Origin of the sequence: Martinezella dioscoreae, from assembly GCF_009176305.1 — a bacterium.
Taxonomy (GTDB): Bacteria; Pseudomonadota; Alphaproteobacteria; order Rhizobiales; family Rhizobiaceae; genus Rhizobium; species Rhizobium dioscoreae.
Genome location: NZ_BLAJ01000005.1, coordinates 248,184 through 260,891 on the forward strand (window position 1 = coordinate 248,184; position 12,708 = coordinate 260,891).

The 12,708-nt window shown below is 59.8% G+C and carries 13 protein-coding genes; 6 read left to right on the plus strand and 7 right to left on the minus strand.

What is annotated here, in order from left to right:
• The 5 genes from GDN47_RS22005 to GDN47_RS22025 all read right to left on the minus strand — a co-directional run bounded on the left by GDN47_RS22005 (position 1) and on the right by GDN47_RS22025 (position 6,289).
• Positions 1 to 1,014 (minus strand): OmpA family protein, encoded by a 1,014-nt coding sequence (locus tag GDN47_RS22005; protein WP_152094252.1) that lies wholly within the window; start codon positions 1,012 to 1,014, stop codon positions 1 to 3.
• Positions 1,008 to 1,940, minus strand: coding sequence for a hypothetical protein (locus GDN47_RS22010; protein ID WP_152094253.1), 933 nt, complete (start codon positions 1,938 to 1,940; stop codon positions 1,008 to 1,010). Before GDN47_RS22010 ends, GDN47_RS22005 begins: the two co-directional genes overlap by 7 nt.
• Positions 1,940 to 2,758 carry a hypothetical protein gene (locus GDN47_RS22015; protein ID WP_113352658.1) on the minus strand — a complete coding sequence of 273 codons (819 nt, stop codon included), beginning with the start codon at positions 2,756 to 2,758 and terminating at the stop codon, positions 1,940 to 1,942. The genes GDN47_RS22010 and GDN47_RS22015 overlap by 1 nt, the downstream gene beginning before the upstream one ends.
• On the minus strand, positions 2,736 to 4,184 hold the full coding sequence (locus GDN47_RS22020; RefSeq protein ID WP_152094254.1) for a hypothetical protein: 1,449 nt from the start codon (positions 4,182 to 4,184) through the stop codon (positions 2,736 to 2,738). Before GDN47_RS22020 ends, GDN47_RS22015 begins: the two co-directional genes overlap by 23 nt.
• A gap of 191 nt (positions 4,185 to 4,375) precedes the next feature.
• Positions 4,376 to 6,289: an AfsR/SARP family transcriptional regulator gene (locus GDN47_RS22025; protein ID WP_152094255.1), complete on the minus strand. Its 1,914-nt coding sequence runs from the start codon at positions 6,287 to 6,289 to the stop codon at positions 4,376 to 4,378.
• Positions 6,290 to 6,519: 230 nt separating this feature from the next.
• On the opposite strand from GDN47_RS22025, the gene GDN47_RS22030 reads away from it, so the two are divergent.
• The 6 genes from GDN47_RS22030 to GDN47_RS22055 all read left to right on the plus strand — a co-directional run bounded on the left by GDN47_RS22030 (position 6,520) and on the right by GDN47_RS22055 (position 9,942).
• Positions 6,520 to 7,536, plus strand: coding sequence for a ketopantoate reductase family protein (locus GDN47_RS22030; protein WP_152094256.1), 1,017 nt, complete (start codon positions 6,520 to 6,522; stop codon positions 7,534 to 7,536).
• Positions 7,537 to 7,717: 181 nt separating this feature from the next.
• Positions 7,718 to 7,945: a hypothetical protein gene (locus GDN47_RS22035; protein ID WP_152094257.1), complete on the plus strand. Its 228-nt coding sequence runs from the start codon at positions 7,718 to 7,720 to the stop codon at positions 7,943 to 7,945.
• Between the two features lie 10 nt (positions 7,946 to 7,955).
• Entirely contained in the window at positions 7,956 to 8,897 is a 942-nt protein-coding gene (dapA, locus tag GDN47_RS22040; RefSeq protein ID WP_152094258.1) for a 4-hydroxy-tetrahydrodipicolinate synthase, read from the plus strand.
• A gap of 144 nt (positions 8,898 to 9,041) precedes the next feature.
• Positions 9,042 to 9,236, plus strand: coding sequence for a hypothetical protein (locus GDN47_RS22045; RefSeq protein WP_152094259.1), 195 nt, complete (start codon positions 9,042 to 9,044; stop codon positions 9,234 to 9,236).
• A gap of 32 nt (positions 9,237 to 9,268) precedes the next feature.
• The gene (locus GDN47_RS22050) at positions 9,269 to 9,538 is read left to right on the plus strand and encodes a hypothetical protein (protein WP_113352664.1); all 270 of its coding nucleotides are present in this window, start codon (positions 9,269 to 9,271) and stop codon (positions 9,536 to 9,538) included.
• A gap of 95 nt (positions 9,539 to 9,633) precedes the next feature.
• Positions 9,634 to 9,942: a DUF1883 domain-containing protein gene (locus tag GDN47_RS22055; protein ID WP_113333532.1), complete on the plus strand. Its 309-nt coding sequence runs from the start codon at positions 9,634 to 9,636 to the stop codon at positions 9,940 to 9,942.
• Between the two features lie 32 nt (positions 9,943 to 9,974).
• On the opposite strand, the gene GDN47_RS22060 is transcribed toward GDN47_RS22055, so the two are convergent.
• Together GDN47_RS22060 and GDN47_RS22065 are read right to left on the minus strand one after the other, a co-directional pair.
• On the minus strand, positions 9,975 to 11,291 hold the full coding sequence (locus GDN47_RS22060; protein WP_112341028.1) for a replication-associated recombination protein A: 1,317 nt from the start codon (positions 11,289 to 11,291) through the stop codon (positions 9,975 to 9,977).
• Entirely contained in the window at positions 11,288 to 12,691 is a 1,404-nt protein-coding gene (locus GDN47_RS22065) for a DegQ family serine endoprotease (RefSeq protein WP_113333533.1), read from the minus strand. Before GDN47_RS22065 ends, GDN47_RS22060 begins: the two co-directional genes overlap by 4 nt.
• Between the last annotated feature and the right edge of the window lie 17 nt (positions 12,692 to 12,708).

Sequence of the window (12,708 nt, forward strand, 5' to 3'; positions counted from 1 at the left end):
CTATTGCGTATTCACTGATGGGGCGGCACCGGCGTTGATGACGGCGACGGGCGTTGTCCTGCCGCGCACGCGGATTTCGATGCGGCGTCGTGCCTCGACGGCGCCGCTTTGGCCAGACGTGACGGTATCGCCGGGCAAGATCAGCTGTGCGGCGGACATCGGCAGGATAGTGGCGCTCTTCAGCTTCGGATTGGCCTTGAGCACATTGGCAACAGCAATGGCGCGGGCGAGGCCGAGGCCGGCATTGTCAGCCGGCAGCAGGGCGGAAACCGGCAGCTTGCCGTCCATCGCGCCGATGATCGTATCGTCGAGATTGGATTTTTCGCGCGCCACCGGTTGCTCGTCCGTGTGGCCGATCACTTCGACGATATTGGCGCCATAGAGGCTCAGATTGCTGGCGATTTCATCCGTGATGGTCGTGCTGAGGAGCTGGGAGAAGGTGCCCGTGAGTTCGGCGCTCCCCGACTGGAAATAGTTCTTCTTGGCATCGTCGAGATTGATGATGGGCGGCCAGTCGTGTGCGCCCTTCCCGCCCGCGTTGCCGGCCAAGAGCTTGTTGACCTCATCGGGTGCCGCCGCCAGCGAGACGCCATGTTCTTTTAGAACGGCGGCAACCTTGGAAAGCGATTGCAGATCGGCCGTTGTCGCCCCCTCATCCGCCATGCTGTCGAGTGTTTCTTTCGCCAGCACCAGTTCCCGCCATTGCTTGTCCACCACGGCCTTGTCGGCAGCGGAGAGATCGCCGGAGACGACCTTGGACTGGAGAAGCACGATCTCAGCCGCCTGCTCAGCTCGCTTCTTCTCCAGCGCAGCGACTTGCTGCTCGACCTTCTCAAGCTTCCGCTCGACCTCGTAGCGCTTGTTTCTCTCAGCGGAAATCATGGCGGCAGCCACGAGCAGCAGGCAGAAAACCAGAAGCAGCATGGATTCGGCCATCGTCAGGCCAAGGATGAGGCCACGATTATAGCCCTTGTGCTCCAGTTTCGGCTTGTTGTCCGGGCCTCCAGCTACCATAGATGCCACCAGCGTTTTCGCGGCACGGCCTCCGGCTCAGCCGCGATATCGCCATCGGGCTTCGGCAGCGGCGCTTGCCCCATCGCTTCGGCCACACGACCGAGCGCCAGCTCGATATTGCGCAATGGCTGTAATTGCGCCTCCGACATCTCCTTGATGGCGGCAATCGCTGGTGCCAGCTCGGCGCGTACGACGTCCTCCGGCGCGCGGATTTCCTCGAGCTTCTTGCCGACATTCTCGACGGCAGTACCGAATGTGCCGATGATCTCCGAAAGCTGCGATGTCGTCGTCGTCAACTGGGCGGCTGCGTCGTTGATCGGGGTTACCGCCTGCTTCGCCAGCAATTCCAGGATCTTGTTGATCTCCTGGCCATTGCGCTCGGCCTGCCGCGCGATCTCCTCGAACCCTTCCGACAGCATCTGATTGCTGACGCGGCGGTAATGGGAGAATTCGCGCGAGGAGGAATCGAGTTCCGTGCGGACACGCCGCGTCATCTCGGCAAGCTCATGGCGTACGCTGCGTTCGATGTCGATCGGATCGCGCCGCATCTGGTTGAAGAGGATGCGCAGCGTCACGCCGGCAATCGTCGAGGTAACCGCGATGCCGAAATTGCGGACGATGGTTTCGATCGATGTTTCCCCGGCAAAGAGATAGAGCGATACGCCGAGACTCGATAGGGTGAAGAGAAAACCCATGTAATAGAGGTTGTCGCCCGCCTGCTCATTGTGCAGCCGGAACCCGGCAACGGCCAGCGATACGATGAAGTAGATCCCCATCAACACCAGCGGCACGCCGGTCACGACAGGCAGTGACCAGCCCATGAGCTTCGACGACCAGATGAAAATCATGCCGCCAATGGTGATGGAGGCGAATAGCACCATCGGCCCATAATCCCGGACGAGATATCTGGCGTCGGTATTGGCCATCAGCGTATCCCCTCCAGCCGCACGAAGCCGCCAAAATCACCTTTGTTGTTCTTGATCCATTGCGCCCAGAAGTTCGCAAGATCCTCCATGCTGAACTTCATGTTGGGCCTTTGAAAGGCAAGGATCTTGACCGTGACACCGTCCAGTGACGTGCGGAAACGGTCATTTGCCGGGCTTTGCTGGTATTTCTGATAGGAGACCCCATCTCGATAATTCGAGAAGGCGGCCGTGTGCTCGATCATGTCGGAGGCAATGTAGAGCCGCTTCGAGATGCCGATCGGTGCATTTGCGAAAACCTCCAGATTGATCTTCTGAATGGCGGCCATGATCGGCGACAGTCGGCCGGACTCGCCCGCCGTCAGCTTGCCGGCGATATCGGCGAGCGGCTTCTGGAAACCCTTCTCCCATCGCGCCTGCGCCAGCCGCGGATTGCTGGTCCATTCGTCGACGTTCGCGCCACTTCCGGGATTGCAGCCATGGAAGGTCTGGATCAGCTCACCTTCCTTTTCGGTGAGCGCATAGATATCGATGGCGCCGCCGATCGGCACGTCCGCGACGATCTTCTGGAATTGGTTGCGCAGATCGAGCGCCGTCGTATCTGATATCGGATCGGTGACATCGAGCAGGATAGCCGTTTCCGCCTTCGGGCCATCCACGGGGCAGAGCGAGGCCTGGTCGACGGCGACATTGCCGCTTGCCTTGTAGCGCAGCCAACCATAGGCGCCGACGATCCCGAGGGACAGGACGGCGAGACAAACCGTTGCGATGATGAGACCGGCGGATCCGCCGCGCCGGCTACGCCGCTTGCGTCGCGCCAAGGATGCTCTCCGGGAAAAGATTATCGAGCTGATGGTATTTTTCGATGGCGCGCTCGAATTCGTCGCCGATCCGCTTGATCTGCTCCGAAAGCTCCGCTTGGGCGCTCTGGATACGCGAGCCCAGCACTTTGTCGTCCCATTCCTCTTCCGTGCGAATAACGGGCGTCAGGCGCTCCATCTTGTAAGCGGCTTTGAAGTATGACGGCTCCGGCTCGGTGCGCACGGCCCGGTTCGCATCGCGATAAGAGGTGAGCAGCACATTGGCGGCACGCTCGAGATGGTTCTGGTGTTCGGCAAAGAGGCCTGCGGTCCTGGCGCGATGCGCGATGATGGCAGCCGTTTCCTGCCGGCGCAGCGAGAGGTCGCGGATGATCTCCTCGATCTTGCTGTTGTGCTCGTCGCGGATCTCGCGAAGATCTTCGATCAGATCAAGCTTGCGGTCGATGTAGTTGTCTCTGGCCGCATCGAGACGCTTCTGGACGCCGGCAAAGCCGGGATAGGGGTCGGTGAGATAGCAGCCATCGATGAAGGCGACGAGCGAGAACATCAGACCAATGGCAAAGAGCATCCAGGAGTTCAGCTCCTGCAACCCGAGCGGTGCGGTCTTGAGCCGCTGGATCACCTCGGCACCGGCTCCGCTCAGGATCGTTGCAGAGACCTCGCGATAATGCGCTAGCGCGATATTGATGCCCAAAGCCACGGCGACATAGGCGACAAGCCCCAGCAGGCCGAGCAGCTTCAGCGCAAAGGAGCGATGCACCAGAAAACGGACGCAGAAGAAAGAGAACATCAATGCCGTGCCGATGTTCAGGAAGGCGAAGGCGGCCGCCTCGGTTACACCACCGACGAGACCCTGCTCGCTTCCTTTGGCGAGAAAACTGCCGTTCATCACCATTTCGATGAGCACGAGGAAGACGATCAGCGAGACCTTGAAGCCCCAGGCTGCCCTGCTTGAAACCTTGGCGGCCCGCTGCAGCTTATGTCTGGCCTTGAAGCCCACCATTTCATCCTCGGCCGTCTTCAGCTTGCGGCGCAGGCCATGAAGCTCGTCCACGCCGCTTGCCACTTCCGCCTTGAAATCCGAAACGCTTGATGCGTTCGCCTGGCGGATCAGTCCGAACTGGCCCTCGAAATCGAGGTTGCGCAAGCGGCTGTCAAAAGTCTGGAACTGATCTTCGAGGATTTGGTAGGAGCTTTTCTTTTCCGCCTCGACCCAGGCGATGATGCGCTGCTCCGTCTCGTCATGCGATTGCGCATCCGGCGGCGGCCGGTTCTGACGCCCGGCAGCGGCACCCTTTTCCTTCAGGTCGAGAGTCGTGCCCAGCTTTTCGATATCGACGACGGGAAACACATCCGTCGAGGCACGGAAATCATGGCTGGTCTCCCGAACGCTATCCCAGAGACGGTTGAGGGCTTCGAAACGCAACGATCTTCCCCGGCGAATTCATCAACTTAGAAAGGACAATTAACAAATCGATACCGCACCGGTTGTCCACGGTCCAGAGCGATATGGCAGAGGTTAGGATGCGATTGTGGTAAAGACTAGCCCGACCCCGTGTCGATCGGAAAACACTGACGTGAGTAAGGACGACACTTTCATCCGATGGCGGACTGCTGCTATGCCATGGTCACGTTCGGGATTGCCTTCCAGAAACCTGCCCGGCGCAGCCCTTCCCGATAGATGTCACGCTGCCATTGCTCCTTGAACGGCACGACGGAAAGCCATCGATCAACATCGAAATCCGGGTTGGTTCTTTGGACGCGCCGAACGAAAAAGCCTGCCTTTTCCTCATGCCCGAGCATCGCCCAGCTGGCCGCGGAAATCCTGTCCGCCAGGCGTGCATTCGCCATTCGGCCAATATAATCGAGGGCAGCTTCGAAGCGACCGAGCGTATAGCTCGCCACGGAAGCAGTCCAAAGATAGGTATCGGGGCTTACCGGATTGAGCGCCATGGCGCTTTCAATCTTCGTCAGCGCCAGATCCGGCCGGGACGCATGAAGCAAAGCCTCTGCATGGTCGGCAATGATGCCGGCATGGCCCGGATTAAGGGCTTCAGCCAGTTTCAAGGCCTCGATGCTCTCCTCACTCGCCTTCCGGAAGACCTTCGTCATGCCAAGCTCGCGATAGCCGTCGGCGATATCGCGCCGCGCTGCGATGGCCTGCATCGCATAGCTTTCCGCCTCGTCCAGCAAGGCCGCATCGCCACCGAAGGTCAGTACCCATTCTTTGGAGTAGGTGCGGGCCATTGAGCTCAAGGCAGGCGCGAAGTGGCCGCCGATGCGCAGCGCCATCTCAAGCTCCCCACGCGCCCTCTGCAGATCGGGTACGGAGAGGCGCTCGATGTAACGCTTGCCGGCGAGATAGCGCTGATAGGCCGCTGGATTTTCCTCGAAATGCGACCTCATCATCTCCCGCCTTTCGATCTGCCCTGCAAGCGACAGCACGATATGACGTGCGACCGCCTGTCTCCGCTCTTCGGGCGAGGATTGTCCGAGGCTGGTGCGCTCGGCCCAGATGATTTCATCGCTTGCGGCGTCGACCAGTTGCGAAAACAGCAGCGGTCCGTTGTCGCGAAGGCTAAGCCGCATCTCGAGAAGGTAGGAGCGATCCCATTGGTCGAAAGTTGCAACGGCACGTTCCCCAGCCCTGCCAACCCGGACCGCCGTGTAACGATCCGCAATCTGAAGACTGTCCAGCGCGCAGAAACCGATTGTGATATCGTTCACGAGGGATGAGGCATCATAATCTTTCCCTTGACCCTCCGTGGAAGGCAGGAGCAGGAGGGGTATCTTCACCCTCGCTCGCGCAGCTGAAATCCGTTCATGGTGGGCATCCCCGGCTCGAATTTCCGAAGCATAATCCCGCTGCGCCGACCATGAGGCCAGCAGCGCGGCACGCTGCGCGAAAATCTGCCTGAAGTGCTCCACCTCACCTTCCGCATCGAATATCCGCAACAGGATGCGATGAATATCGCGATCTTCGGGATCTATACCAAAGACCAGGAGTGCCGCCTCTCTCACCAGAGCGACATCCGCCATACCATTGGCTTCGGCGGCAGCGGCATTCAGCGCCGCCTTCAGTGCCGACAGATGCCTGCCGCTTTGCGCCTCCCGCCAATGAAAGAAAACCGCGCTCTGGCAATCGGTGCCCTGCAGGAATTCCGCCGCGAGCGTCCTCACCAGCGATTGCAATCTTACAAAGATCGGTCTGCCATCATCCGTGCGCGCGAACCAGAGATCGGAGGTGGTTGGAGGCGCGTCGAGTTCGACGGCTGTCTCGCTGAAACGCAGAAATGATCTCCCGAGTGCTTCCTGACGAACCCTGACACGCGAAACCAGCTTGCGCAGATTGACCTGCGCACTGCCATTGTCGTCTCCCCACAAAAACCGGGCGATCGCGCTGCGCGACGCGCGCGACGTTGGTTCCAGCATCAGATAGACCAGGATCAACAGACCCTTTTCGGGAAAGGCGACCTCGTGACCATCGCCGTCCAAAAGCTTCAAACCGCCAAATGTATGGAGTGAAAACATAATCTGTTCACAAAATCCGGGTGAAGCAGCGACGGCTGAGAAGGTATTTCCTTTACCTGTTAACCCCATTCGCGCTCGGACGAGTATGGTGAAATTTCGATAAGACTGTAGTGTGTCGGAAGGTCTGGCGATTTTCAATTCCAATTGCCGACAATCTGATAAACCACTCGCTAAATCACGGGCACGCCATATCTTGGCAGAGCATGCGACTTCATTCGGAGCATCAAATCATGACGCCCTCTCCCTTCAAGAATATCTGTGTCTACGGCGCCGGCGCACTCGGCGGGGCGATCGCGGCCAAGCTCGCCTCCTCCCATGAGGGCCAGACAAAGGTTTCCGTCGTAGCGCGCGGAGCCCATCTGGAGGCCATTCGCGCCGGCGGCATAAGCCTGTGGGAAGCCGATGCGGATAGTCCCCTCGTCGCGCAGATGACCGCAACGGCCGATGCTGGCGAACTTCCGCCGCAGGATCTTGTCATCACCGGCCTCAAAGGCCATCAGCTTGCGGCAGCTGTCCCCGGCATTGCGAAACTGCTGCATTCGGGCACCCGCGTCGTCATGATCCTCAACGGCGTTCCATGGTGGTATTTCCATCGGGACCGTCAAAGCGGCCATGCCGAGTACCAGATGGAAGAGCTCGATTCGAACGGTGATCTCTGGCGCCTGATCGGGCCGGAGCGCGTCATCGGCTGCGTTGCCTATCAGGGAGCGGAAGTCGTCGCACCCGGCGAGGTCAAGCTCGCCAACAACGGACATTTCATTCTTGGCGAACCTTCCGGCGAGACGACCGGCGATATCGAAGCCATCGCAGCACTGCTGCAGCGGGCCGGCGTCAATGTCTCGATTTCCTCGCGCATACGCGACGATATCTGGAGCAAGCTCATGGGCAACGCCGCCTTCAATCCGATCAGTGCGCTGACCCGCGGTTTGATGTCCGATATCATGGACGATCCCGCGCTCGCGACCATGGTCGGTCAGGTGATGAGCGAGGTAAAAGCCGTTGCCGAGGCTTTGGGATCGAACATCGCCATGTCCGTGGAGGAACGTCTTGAGCGTTCCCGTCAGATCGGCCCTGTGCGCACCTCGATGCTGCAGGATCTGCTTGCCGGCAAGGCGCTGGAAATCACGCCCCTCGTCGGGGTCGTCGTTTCGCTCGGCAAGCTCGTAAATGTGCCGACTCCGGTCTCGGCGACGATCCTGGCGCTGGTAACGCAGCTCGACCGCAAGAACCAGCAAGGCGCCGAGTAAGCGGCGGCAGACTACACCAGATAATTTTTCGATGCTCCGGCAGCGGTCCGCAGACCAGTCTCCGGGGGAACTCCGGGCATGTCGGTTCTTTATATTTCACTTACGCCTTCGTCCTTGGCCCCGAATGGATTTCCTATGGGAGCCGGCGTTACGCTTACGGTGGAATATGGAGACAGATCCCATGCTCGACACGCACGCCCCCAATCTTACGGAATCCATCCGCGTCCTCGTTCACAACAGCGATGAGAAGCATCATCGTGTTGCGGCATCGGCAGCAACAACGAAAAGATCACGCAAGCGCCCGCTTCATTCGCGCCAGGTCCGGGAAAAGCGCACCTTTCAGGCGATGTTCGCCTTCGGGCTGCTGCTCGGCGCCCTCGAGCTGTACATCGTGCTGCATTACCTCTGAGATTTCACAGATGAGTAGACCGACTTTTCGAAGGCGCATCGGCGGTGCGATCACCGCCCTTGTCACGCCTTTCCGCGACGGCGTTTTCGATGGCGTCGACATGATGGCCCATATCGAGTGGCAGCTGCTAAGCGGGATCGATGGGCTTCTCGTCTGTTCGCTGATTGGCGAAGGCCCGACGTTGACTGAGGCCGAGCGCATTCGTGCCATCGAAATCTGCATCGAACTTTCGGAAGACAAGGTGCCCGTCATCGTCGCGACCGGAACCAACGACACGAAGACGACCCTGGAGGAAACGATACAGGCACAGCGCCTTGGCGCCGATGCGGCCTTCGTGACGGTCCCCTATTATTCCAAGCCGACGCAGAAGGGGATCATCCATCATTTCGAGCAGCTGACGGCGCAGACCGAGCTGCCCATCATCGTGCATAACCAGCCATCGCATACCGCAGTCGATCTCGCTCCCGCAACCGTCGCGCGGTTCGCCGAAATTCGGGGGATTATCGGGATCGCCGATAGCAGTAGCGACATCTCGCGCGTCGACCTCTGGCGCCCCCTTCTGCCGGAGCGGTTCGGCCTGTTTACCTCGAATGACGCCAGCGCATTCGGCTTTACGGCCGCAGGCGGTCATGGCTGCTTCTCGGGTGCGGCCAATATCGTTCCGCGGCTCTTTCAATCGATGCAGCATTCGGCTGCCTGCGGCAATGTCGGCGCGGCACAATCCATCGACGAGCGGTTGCAGCCATTGTTCAGCGCGCTCGCCCGCGAAAGCGAGCCGGCGACGGTCAAGCACGCCCTGTCACTGGTGAGAGATATCGAGGCGGAGGTTCGCCTGCCATTGATCGGCGTCGGCATAGAGACGGCTGCGGCCATCCAGGCGGCAATCACCCCGTTTCAACTCGACGGCAGTGGCCGGTTTGCCTCGCGTCATGGCTATCGCCTAGGATTGTGAAATCGCCTCATCCCTATGAGATTTTTATATTTTTGCCATTTCAGGCAAATGGAAAACCTAGCAACTCCCCCATAGATTCAACAGCGTAGCACCGGAAATGGTCTTATCGGACCCATGGTGCTGGTGACACTGAAAGGAACTATGATGTCACGCTACAGGCATGTCGGCCTATCCGCCGACCCTCTCCAACGCCTTCGTGCCGCCGTGTTTGCGCGCAACGAGCGGCTCTTCTCTTCGGACGCATTGCTGGACGGAATTCGCTCCGTCGCTCCGCGCCTCGGACTTGTCCTTCTGATCGCTGCCGCTCTGCAAATGGCGCTGTATCTGACCGGACACTGAGTGAAATCGAAGAGATCCAAGAGGAAATAACAATGGCAAACGCACAGCATATTCAGCGGCGCTCGGCTCACAGCACGATTTCCCCGGCTCCGGCCCGCTTCATCATCGGCCGCGACCGCCGCGGCAGCTGGATCGTTCAGGACCGGCAAGGCCTTGTCGGCGGCCTGTTCCGCAATGAAGCAGCTGCCCTGCACTTCGCAGCTGAAGAATGCAACCACAATCCGGCTGATATCTGCCTGGCGCCCGAAGGTGCTGTCCTCGATCTGGACAGCTTCGTCCAAGCCGCTTCCAATCTGCACTGAATTGACCCTTGGCAGGCTTCGACAGCATCTCGCCCAACGCTTCCTTAACCGCCCTTAGGTAAGCTTTCGGCCAGATATCCAAAGAACAGAAAGCCATGTCGAAGCCTGCCTTCCGCTACAGCCACTACGATCTCGGGGAACAGCGCGCCGGAACGGTGATCGAAATCACGCTCTCGGCCGTTGCCAATGTCAGGCTGATGAACGGCTCGAATTTCGAGCGCTTCACCGAAACGCTGAAGCATCAGTTTCTCGGCGGTGTCGCCAAGAAATCGCCGATACGGCTGGTCATTCCGGAGGCCGGCCATTGGCATCTGGTGGTCGATATGGAAGGTCATAAGAGCCTGGCGGAATCGAGCGTCAAAATGGTGGACAGGGTAACCGTTCCACGCATGCAAAAAGCATAGCGGCAATCCGTCACCGTCAGGTGATATATGGACTAGCGTTCACCGCGTTCCTTGCGCAGCTTCGACCACCAGTCCAGCCGCTTGCGGATCTCACGCTCGAAACCCCGCTCCGGCGGATCGTAGAAGGTCTGGCGACCCATCTTCTCCGGAAAGTAATTCTGGCCTGAAAAGGCATCTGGCTCGTCGTGATCGTAGCGATAACCATCGCCATAGCCTTCGGTACGCATCAGCTTGGTCGGTGCATTGAGGATATGCTTGGGCGGCAGCAGCGAGCCGTTCTGCTTGGCGGCCTGGGTCGCGGCCTTGAAGGCCGTGTAGACGGCATTGGATTTCGGGGCGGTGGCGAGATAGACGCAGGCCTGGGCCAGCGCCAGCTCACCTTCCGGCGACCCCAGATAATCATAGGCGTCCTTGGCAGCATTGCAGATGACAAGCGCCTGCGGATCGGCAAGACCGATATCCTCCACCGCCATGCGCACCAGTCGGCGTCCAAGATAGAGCGGATCCTCGCCGGCATCGAACATACGGGCGAGATAGTAGAGAGCGGCATCGGGGTCGGAACCGCGGACAGATTTATGCAACGCCGATATCAGATTGTAGTGACCGTCCTGCGCCTTGTCATAGACGGGCGCGCGGCGCTGGACAATTTTGACCAGCATGTCGGGATCGAAAAGCTCGTCCTTGCGGGCAGCACGCCAGACTTCTTCCGCCAGCGTCAGCACCGAGCGGCCATCGCCGTCGGCCATGCGGATCAGGCTGGCGCGAGCATCCTCCGTCAGCGGCAGCGGCTTGCCTTCCACCGTTTCGGCGCGGCGCAGCAGTTCTTCCAGGCTTTCCTCATCATGCGAACGGAAGGTCAGAACGCGGGCCCGGGAAAGAAGAGCCGCGTTGAGTTCGAAAGACGGATTTTCCGTGGTTGCGCCAACGAGAATGACGGTGCCGTCTTCCATAACGGGCAAGAAGCTATCCTGTTGGGCGCGATTGAAGCGATGGATCTCGTCAACGAACAGCAGGGTCTGGCGGCCATCCATGCGGCGCAGCCTTGCCGCCTCGAACACCTTCTTCAGATCGGCAACGCCGGAGAAGATCGCCGAAATCTGTTCGAAGGCGAGACCCGCCTCGCCCGAAAGCAGTCTTGCAACGGTCGTCTTGCCGGTGCCTGGCGGCCCCCAGAAGATCATCGATCCCAGCGAGCCCGCCTCGATCATCCGGCGCAATACGCCGTCCTCGCCCGTCAGATGTGCCTGACCGGTGACTTCGGCCAATGTTTGCGGCCGCAGACGGTCGGCGAGAGGCCGCTTATTGGCAACCTCCTCCGGTATCCGCGGTGCAAACAGGTCATCGCTCATCGGAAGAACTGCCTGATACGCTGGCCGTCGCGCTCGATCTCGACGCGCCAGAAGCTGGGGTTTGACGTGACGGTCTTCTGAAGGATTTCCGTCGTGTTGATCGCCACCCCATTTATGGAAATGACGATATCGCGGGCGGCAAATCCAAGCCGGTCGGCCGGCGAATTCGGCTTCAGGCTTTCGATGACGACACCTGTGGAATCCGGCGGCATATGCAGGTCATCGGCAACGCGCGGTGAAAGATTGGCAACGGTCGCGCCGGAGAAGGGATTGTTGCCTTCGATCACCCGCTCGTCGCGCGGCGTGGATTCGGGCGCGGCGGCGAGCGTCATCGTGGCCTGATGCTCCTTCCCATTGTCGAGCACCGTCAATGCCACCGTCGCACCAAGGCCAGCCGTTGTCAGGCGATAGCCGAGCGCATCGGGGTGTTCGATGGAGATGTTGTTCAGCGCCGTAATCACCTCTCCAGGCTTGAGGCCCGCCTTGGCAGCCGGGCCGCCATCGACCACTTTCGTCACCAGCGCACCGCGCACCTTGTCAAGGCCGAGTGCTTCGGCAACATCGGATGTCACCGGCTCGAAGGAGGCGCCGATATAGGGCCGCTCGAAAGACTTGTCGCCACGATCGGCGGCGGCGAGGAAGACCTTGACCAGATTGGCGGGGATGGCGAAGCCGATACCGTTGGAGCCGCCGCCCTGGGAGAAGATCGCCGTATTCAGCCCGATCAGCTCGCCAGTCATGTTGACGAGCGCGCCGCCCGAATTGCCGGGGTTGATCGAAGCGTCGGTCTGAATGAAGAAGCCGACCTCGTTCTTGACCTGATTGCGGGCAAGCGCCGAAACGATGCCGCTCGTTACCGTCTGTCCCACGCCGAAGGGATTGCCGATCGCGAGAACGAGATCGCCGACCTCGATGCCATCGGAATTGCCGAGCGGCAGAACCGGGAAAGTCTCATTCTTCGACTGGATCTTCAGGACGGCGAGGTCCACACGATCGTCCTTCAGCACGACCTTGCAGGGAAATTCGCGGCCGTCCGAAAGCGCGATCTTGATGTCGTCAGCGCCGTCGACAACGTGGTTATTGGTGATGACGGTACCATTCGCCTCCACGATGACGCCGGAACCGAGCGAAGACTGCTTCTCGGTGCGATTCGGCATGCGCTGTCCGAAGAACTGTTCGAAGAACGGGTCGCCGGCAAATGGAGACTGACGCTGCACCACACGCTCGGCATAGACGTTCACGACAGCGCCCGCCGTCTGTTTGACCAGCGGGGCGAAGGAAAGCTGCATCTGAGTCTGGCTTTGCGGCAGCGTCTTCGCTGTCTGAGCCTCAGCGGAAAGCGGCATTGCCATGACGAGGGCAATCATCGAAACGGCAGTGCGCTTTAGGAGGAGGTGCATGAAATTTCCCTTTTTAA

Coding starts and splice junctions, on each gene's coding strand:
- GDN47_RS22060 (WP_112341028.1), bottom strand. CDS start 11,291: ATGAGCGATGACCTGTTTGCACCGCGGATACCGGAGGAGGTTGCCAAT.
- GDN47_RS22025 (WP_152094255.1), bottom strand. CDS start 6,289: ATGTTTTCACTCCATACATTTGGCGGTTTGAAGCTTTTGGACGGCGAT.
- dapA (WP_152094258.1), top strand. CDS start 7,956: ATGAGTAGACCGACTTTTCGAAGGCGCATCGGCGGTGCGATCACCGCC.
- GDN47_RS22010 (WP_152094253.1), bottom strand. CDS start 1,940: ATGGCCAATACCGACGCCAGATATCTCGTCCGGGATTATGGGCCGATG.
- GDN47_RS22030 (WP_152094256.1), top strand. CDS start 6,520: ATGACGCCCTCTCCCTTCAAGAATATCTGTGTCTACGGCGCCGGCGCA.
- GDN47_RS22005 (WP_152094252.1), bottom strand. CDS start 1,014: ATGGTAGCTGGAGGCCCGGACAACAAGCCGAAACTGGAGCACAAGGGC.
- GDN47_RS22055 (WP_113333532.1), top strand. CDS start 9,634: ATGTCGAAGCCTGCCTTCCGCTACAGCCACTACGATCTCGGGGAACAG.
- GDN47_RS22050 (WP_113352664.1), top strand. CDS start 9,269: ATGGCAAACGCACAGCATATTCAGCGGCGCTCGGCTCACAGCACGATT.
- GDN47_RS22065 (WP_113333533.1), bottom strand. CDS start 12,691: ATGCACCTCCTCCTAAAGCGCACTGCCGTTTCGATGATTGCCCTCGTC.
- GDN47_RS22035 (WP_152094257.1), top strand. CDS start 7,718: ATGCTCGACACGCACGCCCCCAATCTTACGGAATCCATCCGCGTCCTC.
- GDN47_RS22045 (WP_152094259.1), top strand. CDS start 9,042: ATGTCACGCTACAGGCATGTCGGCCTATCCGCCGACCCTCTCCAACGC.